Below are 18428 nucleotides of genomic sequence, written 5' to 3'. Positions count from 1 at the left end.
ATCACTACACGTGCCCATGACCTGCGAGCGGACATTGCTGGTGATTTGGCACAGCCGCACCGGCGCAAGCGAGGCCATGGCGCACGCGGCCGCTCAGCACGCCGCGGCGCGGCTTGTTCGGGCTAGGGATGTAACGCCTGATCATCTGTTCGATGCGGCAGGCTATCTGTTTGTCTGCCCCGAGAACCTCGCATCGCTCAGCGGCGAGATGAAAGAGATGTTCGACTCGAACTACTACCCTGTCCTTGGGCGGCTTGAGGGACGCCCCTATGCAACGATAATTGCTGCAGGCTCTGATGGGGAAGGCGCGCAGAGGCAGCTGGACAGGATCGTTACAGGATGGCGGCTCAAACGCGTTGCAGAGCCGATGATCGTAAACTTTGCCGCGCAGACACCTGAGGCGATTCTCGCGAAGAAAGCGCCATCCGATAAGGACTTACGCAAGTGCGAGAAAATCGGTTCTGCGCTTTGTGAAGGAATCGAGCTTGGGGTGTTTTGACTGGGAGCGCCCTGGCTGATCCCTGCGAAAGAATTTTTTCGCAGCGCATAATTGCTTGGGGATAGCTCCAAGCTGCTGCTTGCGCTAAGCTTTTCAGCACTGGTTTAAGAGTTGGACTGACGGGAAGAGAAGGACTCTCAAACGATCGCCGATCGAGCCGATCCTGCGCCCAATGGGATCTATTTGCTGTTTGCGCATGGCAAACGGCCTGATTCTTCTGCTGTCAAAGCCTTCATAGCCTCACAAACCGCGGTTTCGTTGAGCCATGACCCTTCGACAGAACCGATGGCGCAGATGGCGACGGCAGATGAAGGGGCGACCCCACTTGATGCTGAGCCTGCCTCTGGCAGTGAGAAGCACAATTGGCTGGAATTGCTAAGGTCAGGATTGGCTTTCGATCTGGTCGGTCTTGCGCCTGGCGAAGCGATGCCAATGCCGCCGATTCAGCACCGCTTCGACCTTGATCATTTGCCTGATGCGTCGCGGTATGAAGCGCTTCGCCTCTCGCCCGGTCAACATTTGGTCGGCGGTGAGCGGACCATGCCTGTCGCAAAGGGGCTGATTGCTCTTGCCCGAGACCTGATGCACAATTTTGAGTTTCTCGAAGCAATTATCTGGCCTCCTTCCAAGAGCGCAATTGGCCAACGGTTCTTTGAATCGACCGTCACTGCATGGTTGGATGGTGGACCTTTTCCCGCTCTTGGCCTGACCGCATTTGAAGAGGCTACCGGTGGCGCGCTGCAAAGCGTCGGGCTGGAGTTCTGGCTTGGGCAAGAATTGCTTATCGAACCGCCGCTCTCCTCTGATAAGGTGCAGGCGACCCGCATGGGCGTGAGGCTCGTCAATCAGCTCTTATTGGTCGGAGGCATTGATAAATCAGAACGTGTTATCGCCCCCGACGGAAGCCGATTAATGATGCGCCCGTCGCGCAATGGGCGTTTCATAAGAGTGTCGCGCGAATAGATGCTCAATGACGCTTAGGGGACCCAAGCGTAGACACATTCCTACTGGGCGTAAGAACGGCCTGGTATCCCCCAATCGAAAGCGAATTCCCTTCAGTTCGGTCAACCGGGCGGGCACGCCCGAACATGATCCCGGTATGCAGCGCCACCATCTGCTTCCCAAACAGCTGCTAGGCGCAAAGTATTTCGCCAAAATGTTTGACGCAATTGGGCGCGACCGGGTTCACTATGATGATTTCCGCACCAATGGACTGCTCTTGCCTGCCACGGATGAGGCCACCCATCGCACCGGGATGCCGCTGCATCGCGGCCCGCATCGCCGCTATAATGAACTGGTCATTGAACGCGTCGGTCGGATCGAGGAAAGCTGGTCAGCGGCTCATGGTAAGGACACGGAACGCGCACTTGTCGAAGCGCTCCAGCGGCTGACTTTGCTCCAGAGCGCGTTGCGTTTGCGACTGCTTGACCAGCGCAAGCGGCTGATCTTGAACAGCAAAGACCCGCTGGGCGAGGGCTATGACTTCACCGAGCTGGATGCAATGGCGGAGCTGCTATGGGAAACAACGTGACGCGGTTACTCCGCGGCCTCTGCCAACGCGGCCCAAGGAGTGTATTGCGTAGCTTGGTCCAAATCAGCGAGGCCTGCGTGATATTCACGCTCCATGCGCGCCACCATATCCTCGACCGTGCCAACCGACTTGACTGCGCCGACGCCTTGGCCCGAACCCCAAATGTCCTTCCAAGCTTTCGCCTTGGTGTTGCCGCCAGAGCCGAAATTCATCTTCGAAGGGTCGCTTTCCGGCAGATTATCTGGGTCTAGCCCCGCATTCTCAATCGAAGAACGCAGATAGTTGCCATGTACACCGGTGAAGAGGTTCGAGTAGACGATACCTTCGGCTGAGCCATCGACAATGCCTTGCTTGTAAGCGGCGTCTGCATTGGCTTCCTCGGTCGCGATGAAGGCGCTTCCGGCATAGCCAAAGTCTGCGCCCATAGCCTGTGCAGCCAGAACAGAGCGGCCATTGGCAATCGAGCCTGACAGCGCGACGAGGCCGTCGAACCACTCACGAATTTCCTGCATCAAGGCAAACGGCGATTGCGTCCCGGCGTGCCCACCAGCGCCCGCTGCGACCGGGATCAGGCCATCAGCGCCTTTCTCGATCGCCTTTTTTGCAAAGCGGTTGTTGATCACATCATGCATCGTGATCCCGCCCCAATTGCGCACCGCGTCGAAGATCTCCGTTCTCGCACCCAAAGAAGTGATAACCATCGGCACCTGCCACTTCTCGCAAGTTGCCATGTCGGCCATCACACGGTCATTCGACCTGTGGACGATCTGGTTCACGGCGAAAGGCGCGGCAGGGCGATCTGGGTTCTCGCGATTGTGCTTGGCGAGTTCCTCAGTGATCTGATGGAGCCATTCGTCGAGCAAGCTTTGCGGCCGCGCATTGAGCGCTGGAAAGCTTCCCACAATCCCGGCCTTGCACTGCGCGATCACCAATTCAGGGCCAGACACAATGAACAGCGGAGAGCCGATCAGTGCTAGGCGAAGGCGGTCGAACGGGGCGGGAAGGGGCATGGATGGTCTCTCCTGGAAAATCTTTGGCGCGGGTTACGTTGCACATTGCAACTATGCAAGATTGAACTACCCAAGCACTTCTTCGATCCCATAAAAGCGCGCGGCATTCCCTGCATAGAGCGCTGCTTTCTCATCCGCGCTGGCATCGGCCGTAATCCGTTTGAAGGTGTTCCAAAGCACCGGATAGGACGCGCCCCAGCGGTCCACCGGATAGTTGCTTTCAAACATGGCGCGCGAAGTGCCAAAAGCTTCAATGCAGGTTTCAATGTAGGGCTTCCAAAGCGGGGCGAGCCGCTCGGAAGACCAGCCGGCGGCAGGGCCTTCTGATGGCATGTCGCAATTGTGCATGGCGAGCCCGCCCAGCTTCACCATCACATTCTCGCAGCGGCCCAGCTCCTGGATCGCATCGCGCCAGATTGGGAAGCGTTCCTCCAGCTTGCCCGCATAGCTCGCATTGCCAAGCGGCGTGCCGCAATGGTCGAGGCAGATGGGCGTATCGGGGAAGGCGCGGGCTAGGTCGATCACATCGCCAATCTGCGGTTCAAGGATCCATGCATCAAAGCGTAAACCCCGCTTCCCCAACTCAGCAAAGCCTTCGCGGAAAGTCGGATCACGGTAGAGTTCGGGTGGGGCGTGGAAGGGCGGGCCAAGCACTTCGGCGTCAGCGTCCCAGGCGCCTTGGTGCCGGATACCCTTGAACCGACCGGGAGCAGCGGTGCTCAGGGCGTCGAGCACTTCGCCAACCGCCGCGCCGCCTGTAAGATCGGCATGGCCCACAATGCCAGCGCACAAGCGGGCAGGGCCGTACAACCCGCTCGCGGATTGGGCTGCGACACCATTAACATATTCGACTTCGCCGACTGTCTTTAGGGCTTCGCCATAGGCTGCGTTGTAAAACGCCGCGCATTCCATGAAGACGGTCGCGACGACGTTGTGACCGCTGTCAGACACTTCTGCATTGAAATGGTCAAAGCCGTAATAGGCCACAGGTATTAGGGTCTCGATAAAGCGGTGCCGCGGTTCGGGGAACAGGGGCAGCATGGGCCGCAGGTCCCACAGGTGATGATGCGGATCGATGATCGGAAGGTCGGGCTCTAAGGCTGCTTCAGTCACGAGGTATATCTCTCCCACAAGTTGGCTTTCTCGCGTCCCTTCGCGGGCCTCCGCCTGCGGTCACGAAGTTCTGGTTTTAGATGCACCGTTCAACCGGGCAAGTGGGTTGGCGGTAAAGCCGATCAATTTAGTGAAAGGCGATCAATCCAAGGGCCTTTGCCATGCTCCTGACTTTTTTGGGGACCCAATCCGCCTCGCGGGCGTTTTGATAGGCTAAGTGGAAAAATACTCAGACATCAGTCAGCGCGATCAAGAGTTTACGTCGAGGCACCGTAAAAACTCAGAAATGTAGCTGTCTTTTTCTAAGTTAATGAAGTACCCGCGCCAGTGAAACTTGACCTGTATCAAGTTTTGATCCGTACGTTGATAAGGAATCAACATGGCTGAAGTTGACAGTATTAAAGCGCTAATTGCGGATCTAGATCGGTGTCAGCGGGCAGCTGAGAAGATGAAGCTTGATGTCGCCAGCGTTTACATCGCCCATGCGATCGAACACGTCACCTATGTTGATGATGCGCGCTCTGCGGCGCCTGCAACACCATCCCCAACCTTTTTGCGTTCCCTCCAAGGGGGAAAGGCCAATGACTGATGGCCATTCGCGGTCGGGCGCTTCGCTTGACCCATTGGTAGCGCTTGCCGAAAGACTACTGGCTCAGCGCCTTGTTCGGTATGAAACGATTGATGCTGCTTTGTTGGGTGAGCCTGCTTGGGACATCCTCCTTTTGGCTTTCATTGAGACTGGCAAGGGCGGCGGCTGCATGATCGACGAACTCGGCGCGCAACTGGCATTGAAGCCTGCAATAGCCGAGCGTTGGATTACCATCCTCAAAGAGCGCGATATGCTGATCGTTGAGGGCAATATGCTTGTGCTGTCACCAAAATCAGAGGTGGCGATGCGCTCCATGCTGCGCAATCAGGTGATGGACCTGATGTGCGACAACGACGATTGCACCCCATCGATGAATCCGCAGTAGACGAAGTCGCGCCGGCGTCCGCGTTTTGCTAAGCTGATACCGCCGAATTTGCAGCGCTGAGCACAGCACGCACGCTGGCGGTGGCGACATCCTCGTCGATACCGCAGCCCCAGATGATCCGGTCGCCTGATTGGCACATCAGATAAGCAGCGGCGCGTGCATTGCGACCTGATCCCAAAGCGTGTTCGGAGTAATCCAGCACCTTGATGTCGAGATCGAACGCGGCTTCAAGTGTGCTAACCACACTGGAAATTAGGCCATTGCCGCGACCTGAGACACTTTGCTCGCCGCCCTCGACCGCGATCTTGCCCGCAAACAGCCGGGTGCCGTCCGATCCGCGGCTTTCCTCGTAATCGACAAGTTGGAACGGGCGCGTTGTGGTGCCGATGTGATAGGCGCGCTGGAAGGCCTCCCAGATGTCGGACGCGTTCAGCTCACGCCCCAGCTCGTCCGCCATATGCTGGACGTGACGGGAGAAGTCCGCCTGCATCTTCTTGGGAAGTTTGAGGCCCTGATCCTGCTCAAGCACCCATGCAAAGCCACCTTTGCCACTCTGCGAGTTGACGCGGATGACAGCTTCGTAATCGCGGCCAAGGTCAGCGGGGTCGATCGGCAGGTACGGGACGCGCCATGCCTCGTCATTCTGTTGCCCACGTGCCTCAAATCCCTTCTTGATCGCGTCTTGGTGCGAGCCGGAGAAGGCGGTGTAGACAAGCTCCCCGCCATAGGGGTGGCGTTGGTGCACAGGCAGGTCGTTGCAATACTCGACCGTCTCAATCACGCGGTCGATGTCGGAGAAATCGAGGCCCGGATCGACGCCTTGCGTGTACATGTTGAGCGCCATGGTCACGAGGCAGCAGTTGCCCGTGCGCTCGCCATTCCCGAACAGGCAACCCTCAACCCGGTCCGCGCCTGCCATCAATCCCAGCTCCGCCGCAGCAACGCCGGTTCCGCGGTCATTGTGGGTGTGGAGTGAGAGGATAGCGCTCTCCCGGTTTGGCAGGTTGCGACCGAAATACTCAATCTGGTCAGCGTAGATATTGGGCGTCGCGGCCTCGACCGTAGCCGGCAGGTTGAGGATGATCGGCTTGTCCGGTGTTGGCTGGAGGACGTCCATCACGGCGGCGCAGACCTCGATTGAGAAGTCGATCTCGGCGGTCGAGAAAGTCTCGGGGCTGTATTGGAAGTGCCAGTCCGTGTCTGGCCGCTTCGCTGCTTCGTCGCGCATCACTTTGGCCCCGGCTACCGCGATCTCGCGCACCTCGTCTTTGCTCATCCGGAACACGATGTCGCGCCATGCGGGAGACACCGCGTTGTAGAGATGGACGATGGCAGCGCGCGCACCGGTGAGGCTTTCGAAGCTGGTGCGGATCAGGTCTTCGCGGCTTTGGGTCAGGACCTGCACCGTCACATCGTCGGGGATCGCGCCCGACTGGACGAGGCCTGAGATGAAGTCGAACTCGGTCGCGCCTGCGCTGGGAAAGCCGACTTCGATCTCTTTCACGCCAATCTCGACAAGGAGGTCGAAGAACCGGCGTTTCTTCACCGCATCCATCGGGTCAATGATCGATTGATTGCCATCCCGCAGATCGGTGGAAAGCCAGCGAGGCGCGCTCTCAATCACGCGGCCCGGCCATTGGCGGTCAGGCAGATTGATCTGCGGGAAGGGGCGATATTTTCTGGAAGGCTGCTTCAGCATGGCGTTGGTTCGGCTCGACTAAGAAGAGTGGGAGTTTAGTTCGTCAGACCCCTGAGCGCTTCAGTCCCACGCCGATGTCACACACGCGCGAAGACTATGCCGCCCAGGGGCGCATAAGTCGTAGCAAAAGTGCGGTGCCGATTTTCATGCAATGATCTTTGCCGGTCTTCCGCCGCCTATGCAAGCAAGGACATGTGCAAATCAGCGCAATTCCTCTCGGCAACGCAAAAAAGTTGCGCGCCTGTGTAACCGAACCTCCAAGGGCGGCGAATTGGAGGGTGTCGGCGGCAATAGGCAGTCGCCGACAGACACGAGTTTCAGTTTTGTTTGGAGGACACCCCCATGAAGAAGTCATTTATTGCCCCGATTTTCCTGAGCGCCTTGCTCGCAACCACCGCTGCATGCGGCACTGCGGAAGCTCCCGCAGCTGATGAAAGCGTCGCCACTGCCGAAGGTGCTCCCGAGCTCTTCGCTGACCTTGGTGGAGAAGCTGCAAACCCGATCTACACCGAGGAGCTGGGCGAAACCCTCGCTGTGCGCGGTTACGACGTGGTCAGCTACTTTGTCGGTGAAGGCGCGCCTCAGGTTGGCGCCGAAGAATTTACCGTTCGCTACCAAGGCTTCGACTATCGCTTTGCGAGCGAAGAGAACGCGAACCTCTTCGTCGAAGATCCAGCGAAGTATGCGCCTGCTTATGGTGGCTATTGCGCATGGGCGATTGCGGCCAATGACCGCCTCGCCCCCGGAGATCCCGAAGTGTTCGAAATTGTCGATGGCACGCTCTATCTGAACTTCAGCGAAGATGTTCAGACCCGCTGGGAAGCTGACATTCCCGGCTTCATCGAAGCTGGCGATGTCAATTACCCGACCCACTCGGCTGACGAGCACTACAAACAGCAGTAAGCATCAGCAGCAATTCGCGGCGAAAGCGCGGATGAAACGGCCCCGTCGTTCCGAAAGGAGCGGCGGGGTTTTGCTGCTAATCGCTGCGCCTACTCCTCAACCACAACGCGCGTCGCGGATGACGCCGATATTGTCGATCATCAGGTTGAGGCGCGGATGGGTGGGATCAGGGCGGATATAGGGACTGCCAGCGGGAACGAAGCGAACCTCGTTAATGGCGCTTGCTGTCTGGAGGATCGCCGCGCGTGTCTCGTCGTCTGCGGGTCTGCCAATGAAGGGCCCCATCAAATTCGCGCCGCAGGTGGACGCAGCGGGATCAGTGGCTGTGCCTGGGCTGTAGGCTCCGGGAGCGGCGTCAGGCAAAGGCTGCGCCACTGTCGGAGGGGCTGGCGCTTGCGGCGCTCCACTCGCATCGGCGGTTTGCTGTGCATCTTGAGCCGCAGGAGTGCCGTTGATACGGGCGGAGAAGTCCTGAGCCGCAGCATCAGGGTCAGCGGGCTCTGCCGCGCCACATGCGGCGAGCATGAGCGAAGAGCATAGAGCTACAGCCAAGATCGGGGCGGGAAATCTGATCATTTTGGGGCCAGTGCTTGAAAAAATGGTCATGCGAATCGCGCGATCAACCACAGTCGATTTTCACAATCACGCCTTCGTCGTCTAGCATGACATTCATCCGGCTTGGCCCATAATCGTCGGTCACGATGGTGCCCGGCGGGATCCAACGGAACCGGCCACTTGCTTTGGCTTCAAGCTCGGCCTCAATCGCCTCAGTGCCTTCTTGACCGATATAGCTTTGAACCGCGCCAGCGCCGCACTCATCTGGCCTGTCATCTACGTCGGGTTCTGTGGCCGAAGCATCGCCGAGCTCGGCGGCTTGCGGTTCCTCGGGCACATTGTTCTCATCAGCAGGTTCGGGCGTTTGCGCGCATGCCGTTATCAGCAACAACGCGGCTGATGCGCTCCAAATAGTCTTGATCATTGTGATCCTCCCGATCCGTTCATCGTGCTTCTCATCAATGCCAGCGCAACCGATGCGCGGTCAATTGTTCAATGCTGGTCACGCCCATCAGGCGCATGCCTCGCTCAATCTCATCCTTGAGGATGTCGAGCGCGCGCATCACGCCGTCCTCTCCCGCTGCTGCGAGCGCGTAGAGGTACAGCCGTCCGCCGGATGCCGCCGTCGCCCCACTGCACAGAGCCTTCAAGGCATGCGTCCCGCGCCTAATGCCGCCGTCGCAAATGATCTCGATCTCTCCGCCAACTGCATCGACAATTTCGGGCAATTGGTCGAAGGGCGCTCGGCTGCCGTCAAGCTGACGACCGCCGTGGTTGGAGATCATGATAGCGTCAGCCCCGATCTCAACCGCCCGGCGCGCATCGCCTACGCTCATCACGCCTTTGAGAACGAAAGTTCCGCCCCATTGCTCGCGGATCGCAGCAGCGGCGGACCAGTCCATTGAGGTGTCGAGCATTGTGTTGAAATATTCTGCGATGCTGACCGCCTGGCTCGATCCTTCGCTGACGTGGGTGTCGAGATTGGGGAGGCGAAACTTTTCGCGGAACAGGTAATCAAGCGTCCAACGCGGGCGGGTCGCGTAGGACCAGATGCTTGCGGGCGTAAAGCGGGGCGGGGTGGTAAAGCCGCTGCGCAAGCACCGTTCCCGCTTGCCCGACACGATCGTGTCCACTGTCAGCGCGAGCGCGTCGAAACCCGAGGCCTGGCACCGCTCGATCATGTGAGTGTTCAGCCCCTTGTCTTTATGGACGTAGAGCTGGAACAGTTTCGGACCCGAAGTAAGCGCAGCGATTTCCTCAATGCTCCGCGTCGCGAGGCTTGAGATACCGAACCACAGACCGTGCTTCTCCGCCGCCTTTGCCACCGCTGTCTCGCCTTGCCAGTGGAAAGCGCGTTGTACGGCTGTGGGCGATAGCATCAGGGGAAGGGCGCTCTTACGGCCCAGAATTTCGCAGGAGGTGTCGATTGCCTCCACGCCTGCGAGCACATCGGGGACCAGATCAACGCGTGCGTAACTGTTGGTGTTGCGCGCCTTGGTCAGCTCATCATCCGCTGCGCCATCGATATAGTCGAACACGGGGAAGGGCAGCCGCGCCTTCGCCAGTTTCCGGAAATCGTCGATATTGTGGCAGTCGCTGAGCCGCATAGTTCCTCTGGGTTTCGAGCGTCTCAAGCCTCTTAACCGTTGCGCGAGGTGTGTCGAGAGCGCGTGCAAACTTGCTTGGGAACCGGCCTTCGTGAAATTTTTTCGTAGCCGCTGTCACCTTTTGCATGGACGCCGCGAACCCCTTTTGCACGCGGCTGTCGCTGCCCTGTTGGCACCCTTCGCCAGTTCCCCCTGAGCTGGCGTGCCCCACAGACGACCCGGTTAGCAGGGGAGAGGTCGGCCGCGTGCACTGATTACTGTCCATAGGAGGATGGCGCTTGGCGTCGGAAAGAAGTTCAGGCTTGTCTTACCCCGCAGGTGCTTCCCCCTAGATACCTGCAACAGTTTGTGCGCCTGCTGCCTGACGGGCGTGCACTAAGGGTGTGGCTGGAGGGCTTGTTCCTCCTAGTGCCTTCCGGTCACACCCTCTTTTACCCCTGAAGACTTGGCCCGCATGAGGTGAGGAACCCTCTTGCGGGTCAATTTTTGCGTGCGCTGGTTGCCATAAAGGGGGCGCTCAGCAAGCAGCTGGCGCAGAAGTGAAGCGGGCTTGAAGCTCTGGCACTGTGTAGCTGCTTGCGATCTGGTCGGCGGGGCAGGGCACATAGTCGGGGTCTTGCGGAAGACATCCCGGTCCACAGACCAAGCGCGCGATCTGCGCCTCATGATCGATATGCCAGAACCGCCCGCCCGGCGTTGCGACATAGCCGTCTGTGCCGCTGGAAACGTCGCTTTCGATGTCCTGAAGGGATGGCACTTCGCTGTCATATTGGCGCGAAAAGCTGCCATGCGTGTGGAAACTGGCGATGGGGACCATGCCGGGCTCATCGAAGTACGCAAGGTCACAGCTCGCCTCGTGCCCTTCCTTGGGAGAAGACGCGCCGAGCTCCTGTTCGCTGGTTTCCCAAATGATGCCGCACAGCTCGATATTGTCGTCAAAGCTGGGGCGTTGAATTGCCTCGAGCTGCTCCCGCGCAAAGGCCTGCACTTCAGACTGAGGCAGCTGCGGGACGAGGGCGTCCGGCCCCTTCACATTGCTCACAAGGCGTACAACCACGACCACAAAGGCGATCGCGCACAGGGCGTACAGAATACGATTGGTGGAAGCGTCATTCACGCCTCCACCAAATACGTTAGTTCTTTGATTTGTCGACCAGCTTGTTGGCGCTGATCCACGGCATCATCGCGCGCAGCTCGGCTCCGGTCTTTTCGATCGGGTGGGCTTCGGCGGCTTTGCGGCTCGCCTTGAGCTCCGGCTGGCCTGCGCGGTTGTCGAGCACGAAGTCCTTCACGAAGCGGCCCGACTGGATATCGGCGAGCACGCGCTTCATCTCGGCCTTGGTTTCATCGGTGATGATCCGTGGGCCGGTTTTGATGTCGCCATACTCCGCAGTGTTGGAGATCGAATAGCGCATGTTGGCGATGCCGCCTTCATAGAGCAGGTCGACGATCAGCTTGGTTTCGTGCAGGCATTCGAAATAGGCCATTTCAGGCGCGTATCCGGCTTCGGTCAGGGTCTCGAAGCCAGCCTGGATCAAATGCGTGATCCCGCCGCAAAGCACAGCCTGCTCACCGAACAGATCGGTTTCGCACTCTTCCTTGAAGTTGGTCTCAATAATGCCGGAGCGACCGCCGCCAACACCTGATGCATAGGCGAGAGCCACGTCTTTTGCCGCTCCGCTTGCGTCCTGATGGACTGCGATGAGGCAGGGCACGCCGCCGCCGCGCTGATACTCAGAGCGCACCGTGTGGCCCGGTCCCTTAGGCGCGATCATGATGACGTCGATGTCGGCGGGCGCTTCGATCAGGCCGAAATGGATGTTGAGCCCGTGCGCAAAGGCGAGCGCGCTGCCCGGCTTCATGTGGCCGGCAAGATCATTCTCCCAGATGCCTGCCTGATGTTCGTCCGGGGCAAGGATCATCAGGATGTCGGCCCACTTGGCAGCCTCAGTGTTGGAGAGCACTTTGAACCCGGCCGCCTCTGCTTTCGCAGCGGTTTTGGAGCCTTCGCGAAGAGCAATCGCCACTTCGCCAATGCCGCTATCGCGCAGGTTCTGGGCATGGGCGTGACCCTGCGAACCATAGCCAAGCACGGCGATCTTTTTCGATTTGACCAAGCCGAGATCAGCATCGGCGTCGTAATAGACTTTCATCGGGTGTTACCTCGTTATGTCTGGAAAATCAGTGAAATAGGTTGGAAAATTCTCAAGCCCCGCCAGCGCCGCGCATCATGCCGACAACGCCGGAGCGGCCTACGCTGACGAGGCCAAGCTCGCGCATCAGGGCGATGAAGCTGTCGATTTTGTCGGGCGGTCCGGTGAGTTCGAAGACGAAGCTTTCGGTGGTTGTATCGATCACTTTGGCGCGGAACAGTTCGGCTATGCGCAGGGCCTCGACCCGTGGTTCGCCTTTGCCCGCGACCTTGATGAGCGCCAGTTCGCGCTCAACATGCGGACCGGCGGCGGTGAGGTCAGTGACCTTGTGCACGGGTACAAGCCGCTCGAGCTGAGCCTCGATCTGGTCGATCACCTCAGGCGGGCCGTTGGTGACGACGGTAATCCGGCTTATCGCGTGGTCATCGGAGATATCCGCCACGGTCAGGCTGTCGATATTGTAGCCACGCGCGGTGAACAGACCGGTGATCTTCGCAAGAATACCCGGCTCGTTATCGACGGTGACAGTGAGGACATGCCGCTCAGTCGCGGCGCTTTGGATTTTCATGTGCGCGGTTCCCTAAACCCCAAAATCAGACCAAAGCCTTCGCTTCGTCGTCCATCGTGCCGTCGACCTGATCGCCGTAGAGCAGCATCTCGGTATGCGCGGCTCCGCTTGGGATCATCGGCAGGCAATTGGCGTCCTGCGCAACGCAGCAATCGACGATGACGGGGCCGTCATGCTCCATCATAGCCATGATACCAGCATCAAGCGCCGCTTCCTCCGTTATGCGGATACCCTTCCAGCCGTAAGCTTCGGCCAAGGCCACGAAGTCGGGCAGGCTGTCGGAGTAGCTGTTCGAATAGCGGCTTTCATAGGTCAGTTCCTGCCACTGGCGGACCATGCCCATATATTCGTTGTTGAGGATGAAGACCTTGATCGGCAGGCGATATTGCGAGGCGGTGCCGAGCTCCTGAATGTTCATCTGGATGCTCGCTTCACCCGCAATGTCGATGACGAGCGCGTCGGGATGGCCAAGCTGCGCACCGATGGCTGCCGGCATGCCGTAACCCATGGTGCCAAGCCCGCCGCTGGTGAGCCATTTGTTGGGCTGGTCAAAACCGAAATATTGCGCCGCCCACATCTGGTGCTGGCCAACCTCGGTCGAGATGATGGGGGAGCGATCCTTCGTGATCCGGTAGAGCCGCTCAACCGCCTTTTGCGGCATGATCGCGTCCGGATTGCCCTTGGAACGCTCTGGATAGGCGAGGCATTCGCGCGCGCGCCATCCAGCGATGCGGGCTTTCCACTCGCCCAGATCCTGCGCCTTTCGGTCGCCCCAGGCTGCGATCATCTGCTCCAGCACAGTCGCGCAATCGCCAACAATACCGAGGTCAACGGGCACGGTCTTGTTGATCGAGCTGCGGTCGATGTCGATGTGGACCTTCGTGCTGTCGGGCGAGAAAGCGTCGAGGCGGCCCGTGACGCGGTCGTCAAAGCGCGCTCCGATGCAGACCATCACGTCGCAGCGGTTCATCGCCATGTTGGCCTCATACGTGCCGTGCATGCCCAACATGCCGAGCCAGTCGGGATGGGTGTTGGGGAACGCGCCCAGACCCATCAGGGTCGAGGTGGTCGGCGCGCTGGTCATGTCCTGAAACTGGCGCAGCAACTCGCTTGCCTTGGGGCCGGAATTGATGACACCGCCGCCGGTGTAGAAGATCGGACGCTCTGCCTTGGCGATCAGCTCGACCGCTTCAGCGATCTGGTCAGCGGGAGCGACCATTTGGGGCTCGTAACGATGGGAGCCGGGCTTGCGCTTTGGCGTTGTCGTGTTCGGGACTGCGATCTGGACGTCCTTAGGGATGTCGATGACAACCGGTCCGGGGCGACCCGTGGTCGCGATGCGGAAGGCTTCCTCCACCGTCGCGACGAGGTCTGCGGGGTCTTTCACAAGGTAATTGTGCTTCGTGCAGTGGCGCGTGATGCCGACTGTGTCGGCTTCTTGGAACGCGTCGGTGCCGATCAGGCTGGTGGGAACCTGTCCGGTGATGACCACCATCGGGATCGAATCCATGTAAGCGTCAGCAATGCCAGTCACAGCGTTGGTCGCGCCGGGGCCGCTGGTGACGAGCACCACACCCGGCTTGCCTGTCGCGCGGGCATAACCCTCCGCTGCATGCGCAGCGCCAGCCTCGTGCCGAACAAGGATGTGGCGAATCCGCTCGTCTCCGAAGAGCTCGTCATAAATGGGAAGCACCGCACCACCAGGGTAGCCGAAAACGTATTCGACCCCCTGATTGATCAGGCTTTCCATCAATAGAGCGGCACCCGATTTCTGCGCCACAATTCTTCTCCTCAAACAAAAAGCGGCCCGAAGCGCATATTCGCGTCGGGCCGGTCAGGGTGTGTGTATGTCACAAAACCACCGATCAGCCCGTTTCTCCAATAAGAAGTACGATAATCATGATCCGGTTCGTTCCTTACCCTTTGCGTTGGTGGGGCATGTCTAACCCCTGAGTGTGACAATTCCAAGTGCTTCCCGAAGAGATCGGCGCTTTGTACGCTCTAACCGCTTGATAGGGTCGCTATACGCCACTTTGTAACGCGTCAACCATTAATCTTGTAATAATGATGCGAAAACGGACTTAATCTCGATATTTTGAGATTCAACGCGGGTCCAATCCGCTGGGCATTGGTTGCGGAGCCATGTGAATTGGCGCTTCGCATATTGCCGCGTCGACTGGGCTCCTGCCGCGATCGCTTCGTCTTTCGAGGTCTCTTCGCGAACCAAAGCGCTGATTTCCGGCACCCCTATGGCGCGCATGACGGGAAGGTCGGGGGAAAGCTCGCGAGCGAGCAGTTTCTCGACTTCTTCTACCGCGCCTTCCTCCATCATTTGGGCAAAGCGAGTATCGCAGCGGTCATAGACCCATTGGCGCTCGGGCATGAGGACAGCGGCATGGAGCGTCACGTCATCGCCGATCCCGCCGCTTTTGGCCTGCTGCCAGTCAGCAAGCGTCACTCCGGTGGAGCGTTTGACTTCCAGCGCCCGCGCGATCCTCTGGCTGTCAGCCGGTTCCAGCTCCGCGGCGCGCAGGGGGTCTTCGATAAGGAGGGTCTTGTAGGCAGTCTCAACATCCATCGCCCGCACGACTTCGCGCACATTCGGGTCGATTTCGGGGATGGGAGCGATGCCTTCAAGCAGGACTTTGAGATACATGCCCGTTCCGCCGACGAGGATCGGAACCGCGCCTGCCTCATGCGCCTCTGCGATTTCCACGCGGGCGCGGGCGGCCCATGCCGCGGCGGAGCAGGCTTCCGCTCCGTCCCACGCGCCATAGAGGCGGTGCTCGCATTGCTTTTGCTCATCGGCGCTGGGCGCGGCGGAGAGAACTGGGATGTCCGCATAAACCTGCATCGAGTCCGCATTGATGATCCACGCCGCTCGCCCCTGTTTGTCCAGAGCTTTGGCAAGGTCCAGCGCGGCTGCACTCTTGCCGCTCGCCGTTGGCCCTGCAATGAGCGCAACAGGCGGTGCCCCCGCCGATTGGCCGTTTGTCTCAGTTGGAGTTTTCTTAGTGCTCATCGCGCGTCTGATAGCAGACCAGCCGGATTGGGAAACACGGCTTGAGGCCGCGATGGGCGCTTTTTCCTCCGCCGGGATCGCTGTCGAGGGTGTGAGCGTGCCCGAGACGGTCGGGGATGTGCTGGAAATGCGGCTTGATGGAGGCGCACGTGAGGCGGTGCTGGCTGTGCTGGATGACACCTTCGGCGAATGCGACGCGCTGGTAAGCGACGGCGTGGTGAGCGCCCCTCAGCTTTTCGTTTCCGACATGGACTCCACCATGATCGGGCAGGAGTGCATCGACGAGCTGGCAGACTTTGTCGGTCTGAAAGAACAGATCTCCGAGATTACCGAAAGGGCCATGCGCGGCGAGCTCGACTTTGGCGATGCTCTGCGCGAGCGGGTCGGGTTGCTTGAAGGGTTGGATGAGGGCGCGATTGAGCGCTGCCTTGAGGAGCGGATCTTCCCAACGCCGGGCGCAAAGACTTTGGTGGCGACCTTGAAGGCTCACGGCTGTCGCTGTGTCCTCGTCACCGGAGGCTTCCACCATTTCGGTGACCGCGTGGCCGAGTGGCTCGGTTTTGAACGGGTTGTTGGCAACCGGCTCGGCGTCGAGCATGGCAAGCTCACCGGAGGGCTGGTCGGTCCGATCTCCGATGCGAGCACAAAGCTCGCCGTCCTTCGCGAGGAGGCGGCGAGGCTGCCTGAAGGGGCGCGGGTTCTCGCCAGCGGAGACGGGGCAAACGACATTCCTATGCTGGAGGCGGCGGATTACGGCTTTGCCTATCGCGCCAAGCCTGTGGCGCGCGAGGCCGCTGACGGACGGCTAGATGTCGGCGACCTGACCGCGATCCTGAGCCTGCTGGGTATCCCGCGCGATCAATGGGTCACCGGTTGAAGCTGACGCACGATCCGATGCCCAGGGGCGCGCATCGGCCTGATATTGAAGGCCTGCGCGCCGTGGCTGTCATCGCAGTCTTGCTGTTTCATCTCGGCATCGGGCGCTTTGGCGGAGGCTTTGTCGGCGTCGACATCTTCTTCGTCATCTCCGGCTTTCTAATCGGTGGCATTGTTGTGCGCGAGGCGGGGGAGGGCGCCTTCCGCTGGAGCGACTACCTGCTGCGCCGCATCCGCCGGATCGTGCCTGTGATGCTGGTCGTCTTGTTGGTCATAACCCTCGCCGCGATCCTGCTGCTGATGCCGAGCGAGCTTGCGGGATATGGTTGGAGCCTGGGCTTCTCCGCGCTCTTCCTCGCCAACTTCCACTTCTGGCTGCACCGCGGCGCTTATGCGGAGAGCGAGCATGAAGTGCTGCTCCATATGTGGACGCTGGGGGTGGAGGCGCAGTTCTATATCGTGCTGCCGCTGATCGTGCTGGGCCTGATGCGGTTCGGCAGGAATGCGCTGTGGCTGGGGTTGGTTGCGCTGGCAGTCGCGTCGGTCGCGGCGTCCTTCGCTTATCCTGCCGCCAGTTTTTACACTTTGCCTGCGCGGCTGTGGGAGTTCTTGCTTGGCATGATGGTCGCGATCACGCCGCTTCCCCTGATCGACCGGCGCTTGGTGAGGGAGGGGCTGGCGGCGCTCGGCATCGCTCTGATCGCCTACGCGGTGTGGGCCTTCGACAGCACTACGCCATTTCCAGGTTGGCGAGCGGTGATCCCATGTGCAGGCACTGCGATGATCATCGCGGCGGGATCGGGAGGGGGCTCGCTAGTGTCCGGCGTGCTGAACCTCGCGCCAATGCGCTTCATCGGGAAGATCTCCTACTCGCTCTACCTGTGGCATTGGCCGGTGATCGTGCTTCTGATCCTTGGACTGCCCTTGGGGGAGCTCGACTGGTTCTGGCGAGGCGTCGCGGTGGCCCTATCGTTCGCGCTGTCGGCGCTCAGCTGGCGCTACATAGAGGAGCCCTTCCGGCGCGGCTCCTTTCCCAAGCGGCCTTTGCTTGCAGGCTCTGGCGCCCTCACGGTGGGGCTTGTCGCCGCTGCGCTTGCTTTCGCATTCACCGCCGGTTGGCCCCAGCGCTTCTCCGAACGCGGGCAGCACATCGCCAGCTTCATGGAATACGACACCGACGCTGTCTTCCGCTCAGGCGAGTGCTTCATCCATAGCAGTACCCAGGTCTTCGATGAGGACGCCTGCCTGACCAGCGAGGAGGGTAAGCCCAGCGTCCTTCTGATCGGCGACAGTCACGCAGCGCAGCTTGCGCCAGGCCTCCAGGCCAACTTCCCGGGAAGTGCCATCTCGCAAATCACTGCCGCCGGATGCCGACCGGTGATTGAGCAGCCGGGCGATGCCTATTCCTATTGCGGTGCCTTGATGGACCGGGCGTTCGGTGAGATCCTGGCCGCACAATCCCCCGATCTCGTGATCCTCGCCGGACGTTGGGCAGAAAGCGACCTACCTGCGCTCGCCGAAACTCTGGCGGAGCTGCGCGCGGGCGAAAGGCAAGTGCTGCTGGTCGGGCCAACATCAGTGTGGGCGCAATTCGTCCCACGCTTGCTGACGCTGGCCTATGAGCGGGGGGAGGGGGCGCAGATGCCCAATGCGCTGCGGACGGAGAAACGAGACGATCTTGATCCGCGTCTTGCCTTGATCGCTTCGGAGGCGGGGGTGGATTACGTCTCGCTCATCACTATCCAGTGCAATCCCGAATGCCTCTATTTCGGGCCTGAAGGCGATCCTCTGATCGTCGACAATTCGCACTACACGTTTGAGGCGAGCGAGCTGTTCACCGGCGAATTTGACCATCCGGCACTGGTGCGCACGGTGGAGTGAGTGGCGCGCGCGGCGCATGCCCCGAAAAAGGGTTGCG

Annotated in this window: 19 protein-coding genes; 8 read left to right on the top strand and 11 right to left on the bottom strand. The window is 59.9% G+C overall.

Annotation, left to right across the window (positions count from 1 at the left end; genetic code table 11):
* The first annotated feature begins 16 nt into the window (after positions 1–16).
* From AC0V6X_RS06510 to AC0V6X_RS06500, 3 genes are all read left to right on the top strand, one after another.
* Positions 17–499 carry a flavodoxin family protein gene (locus AC0V6X_RS06510; protein WP_486185525.1) on the top strand — a complete coding sequence of 161 codons (483 nt, stop codon included), beginning with the start codon at positions 17–19 and terminating at the stop codon, positions 497–499.
* A 258-nt stretch (positions 500–757) separates the two neighbouring features.
* Complete coding sequence (locus AC0V6X_RS06505) at positions 758–1462, top strand: hypothetical protein (RefSeq protein WP_486183774.1); 705 nt, start codon at positions 758–760, stop codon at positions 1460–1462.
* Positions 1463–1499: 37 nt separating this feature from the next.
* Complete coding sequence (locus tag AC0V6X_RS06500) at positions 1500–2030, top strand: AHH domain-containing protein (RefSeq protein ID WP_486185524.1); 531 nt, start codon at positions 1500–1502, stop codon at positions 2028–2030.
* Positions 2031–2035: 5 nt separating this feature from the next.
* Here AC0V6X_RS06500 and AC0V6X_RS06495 read toward each other — a convergent pair whose 3' ends face one another.
* Positions 2036–3040 (bottom strand): NAD(P)H-dependent flavin oxidoreductase, encoded by a 1005-nt coding sequence (locus tag AC0V6X_RS06495; protein ID WP_486183773.1) that lies wholly within the window; start codon positions 3038–3040, stop codon positions 2036–2038.
* A gap of 66 nt (positions 3041–3106) precedes the next feature.
* On the bottom strand, positions 3107–4153 hold the full coding sequence (locus AC0V6X_RS06490; RefSeq protein WP_486183772.1) for an amidohydrolase family protein: 1047 nt from the start codon (positions 4151–4153) through the stop codon (positions 3107–3109).
* A 379-nt stretch (positions 4154–4532) separates the two neighbouring features.
* Between AC0V6X_RS06490 and AC0V6X_RS06485 the strand changes: the two genes are divergently transcribed.
* Both AC0V6X_RS06485 and AC0V6X_RS06480 read left to right on the top strand, forming a co-directional pair.
* Positions 4533–4742, top strand: coding sequence for a hypothetical protein (locus tag AC0V6X_RS06485; protein ID WP_486183771.1), 210 nt, complete (start codon positions 4533–4535; stop codon positions 4740–4742).
* Positions 4743–4911: 169 nt separating this feature from the next.
* Positions 4912–5127 carry a hypothetical protein gene (locus AC0V6X_RS06480; RefSeq protein WP_486183770.1) on the top strand — a complete coding sequence of 72 codons (216 nt, stop codon included), beginning with the start codon at positions 4912–4914 and terminating at the stop codon, positions 5125–5127.
* 28 nt (positions 5128–5155) lie between these two features.
* On the opposite strand, the gene leuA is transcribed toward AC0V6X_RS06480, so the two are convergent.
* Positions 5156–6826: a 2-isopropylmalate synthase gene (gene leuA / locus AC0V6X_RS06475; RefSeq protein ID WP_486183769.1), complete on the bottom strand. Its 1671-nt coding sequence runs from the start codon at positions 6824–6826 to the stop codon at positions 5156–5158.
* 342 nt (positions 6827–7168) lie between these two features.
* Between leuA and AC0V6X_RS06470 the strand changes: the two genes are divergently transcribed.
* Entirely contained in the window at positions 7169–7729 is a 561-nt protein-coding gene (locus AC0V6X_RS06470) for a YHS domain-containing (seleno)protein (protein ID WP_486183768.1), read from the top strand.
* 96 nt (positions 7730–7825) lie between these two features.
* Here AC0V6X_RS06470 and AC0V6X_RS06465 read toward each other — a convergent pair whose 3' ends face one another.
* The 8 genes from AC0V6X_RS06465 to miaA all read right to left on the bottom strand — a co-directional run bounded on the left by AC0V6X_RS06465 (position 7826) and on the right by miaA (position 15634).
* Positions 7826–8305, bottom strand: coding sequence for a hypothetical protein (locus AC0V6X_RS06465; RefSeq protein ID WP_486183767.1), 480 nt, complete (start codon positions 8303–8305; stop codon positions 7826–7828).
* A gap of 43 nt (positions 8306–8348) precedes the next feature.
* Positions 8349–8708, bottom strand: coding sequence for an I78 family peptidase inhibitor (locus AC0V6X_RS06460; RefSeq protein WP_486183766.1), 360 nt, complete (start codon positions 8706–8708; stop codon positions 8349–8351).
* 34 nt (positions 8709–8742) lie between these two features.
* Positions 8743–9891 (bottom strand): alpha-hydroxy acid oxidase, encoded by a 1149-nt coding sequence (locus tag AC0V6X_RS06455; protein ID WP_486183765.1) that lies wholly within the window; start codon positions 9889–9891, stop codon positions 8743–8745.
* A gap of 517 nt (positions 9892–10408) precedes the next feature.
* Positions 10409–11008 (bottom strand): DUF4329 domain-containing protein, encoded by a 600-nt coding sequence (locus tag AC0V6X_RS06450; protein ID WP_486183764.1) that lies wholly within the window; start codon positions 11006–11008, stop codon positions 10409–10411.
* 16 nt (positions 11009–11024) lie between these two features.
* On the bottom strand, positions 11025–12044 hold the full coding sequence (gene ilvC / locus AC0V6X_RS06445) for a ketol-acid reductoisomerase (protein WP_486183763.1): 1020 nt from the start codon (positions 12042–12044) through the stop codon (positions 11025–11027).
* A 52-nt stretch (positions 12045–12096) separates the two neighbouring features.
* The gene (ilvN, locus tag AC0V6X_RS06440) at positions 12097–12612 is read right to left on the bottom strand and encodes an acetolactate synthase small subunit (protein ID WP_486183762.1); all 516 of its coding nucleotides are present in this window, start codon (positions 12610–12612) and stop codon (positions 12097–12099) included.
* Between the two features lie 25 nt (positions 12613–12637).
* Positions 12638–14362, bottom strand: coding sequence for a biosynthetic-type acetolactate synthase large subunit (gene ilvB / locus AC0V6X_RS06435; protein ID WP_486185523.1), 1725 nt, complete (start codon positions 14360–14362; stop codon positions 12638–12640).
* Positions 14363–14662: 300 nt separating this feature from the next.
* Positions 14663–15634 (bottom strand): tRNA (adenosine(37)-N6)-dimethylallyltransferase MiaA, encoded by a 972-nt coding sequence (miaA, locus tag AC0V6X_RS06430; protein WP_486183761.1) that lies wholly within the window; start codon positions 15632–15634, stop codon positions 14663–14665.
* On the opposite strand from miaA, the gene serB reads away from it, so the two are divergent.
* Together serB and AC0V6X_RS06420 are read left to right on the top strand one after the other, a co-directional pair.
* On the top strand, positions 15627–16511 hold the full coding sequence (gene serB / locus AC0V6X_RS06425; protein ID WP_486183760.1) for a phosphoserine phosphatase SerB: 885 nt from the start codon (positions 15627–15629) through the stop codon (positions 16509–16511). The two genes, miaA and serB, sit on opposite strands and share 8 nt — an antisense overlap.
* Positions 16496–18391, top strand: a complete 1896-nt coding sequence (locus AC0V6X_RS06420; RefSeq protein ID WP_486183759.1) for an acyltransferase family protein — start codon at positions 16496–16498, stop codon at positions 18389–18391. The genes serB and AC0V6X_RS06420 overlap by 16 nt, the downstream gene beginning before the upstream one ends.
* The last annotated feature ends 37 nt before the right edge of the window (positions 18392–18428 follow it).

It is taken from the genome of Erythrobacter sp. S267 (assembly GCF_057365045.1).
Note: the sequence above shows the minus strand (reverse complement) of the source record. Positions and strands in the feature narration are given on the sequence as shown.

Bases quoted from the DNA above. Each gene is read 5' to 3' on its own strand.
- AC0V6X_RS06510 (WP_486185525.1), top strand. From the start codon at position 17: ATGACCTGCGAGCGGACATTGCTGGTGATTTGGCACAGCCGCACCGGC.
- AC0V6X_RS06495 (WP_486183773.1), bottom strand. From the start codon at position 3,040: ATGCCCCTTCCCGCCCCGTTCGACCGCCTTCGCCTAGCACTGATCGGC.
- AC0V6X_RS06485 (WP_486183771.1), top strand. From the start codon at position 4,533: ATGGCTGAAGTTGACAGTATTAAAGCGCTAATTGCGGATCTAGATCGG.
- AC0V6X_RS06480 (WP_486183770.1), top strand. From the start codon at position 4,912: ATGATCGACGAACTCGGCGCGCAACTGGCATTGAAGCCTGCAATAGCC.
- leuA (WP_486183769.1), bottom strand. From the start codon at position 6,826: ATGCTGAAGCAGCCTTCCAGAAAATATCGCCCCTTCCCGCAGATCAAT.
- AC0V6X_RS06470 (WP_486183768.1), top strand. From the start codon at position 7,169: ATGAAGAAGTCATTTATTGCCCCGATTTTCCTGAGCGCCTTGCTCGCA.
- AC0V6X_RS06465 (WP_486183767.1), bottom strand. From the start codon at position 8,305: ATGATCAGATTTCCCGCCCCGATCTTGGCTGTAGCTCTATGCTCTTCG.
- AC0V6X_RS06460 (WP_486183766.1), bottom strand. From the start codon at position 8,708: ATGATCAAGACTATTTGGAGCGCATCAGCCGCGTTGTTGCTGATAACG.
- AC0V6X_RS06455 (WP_486183765.1), bottom strand. From the start codon at position 9,891: ATGCGGCTCAGCGACTGCCACAATATCGACGATTTCCGGAAACTGGCG.
- ilvC (WP_486183763.1), bottom strand. From the start codon at position 12,044: ATGAAAGTCTATTACGACGCCGATGCTGATCTCGGCTTGGTCAAATCG.
- ilvN (WP_486183762.1), bottom strand. From the start codon at position 12,612: ATGAAAATCCAAAGCGCCGCGACTGAGCGGCATGTCCTCACTGTCACC.
- ilvB (WP_486185523.1), bottom strand. From the start codon at position 14,362: ATGGAAAGCCTGATCAATCAGGGGGTCGAATACGTTTTCGGCTACCCT.
- miaA (WP_486183761.1), bottom strand. From the start codon at position 15,634: ATGAGCACTAAGAAAACTCCAACTGAGACAAACGGCCAATCGGCGGGG.
- AC0V6X_RS06420 (WP_486183759.1), top strand. From the start codon at position 16,496: ATGGGTCACCGGTTGAAGCTGACGCACGATCCGATGCCCAGGGGCGCG.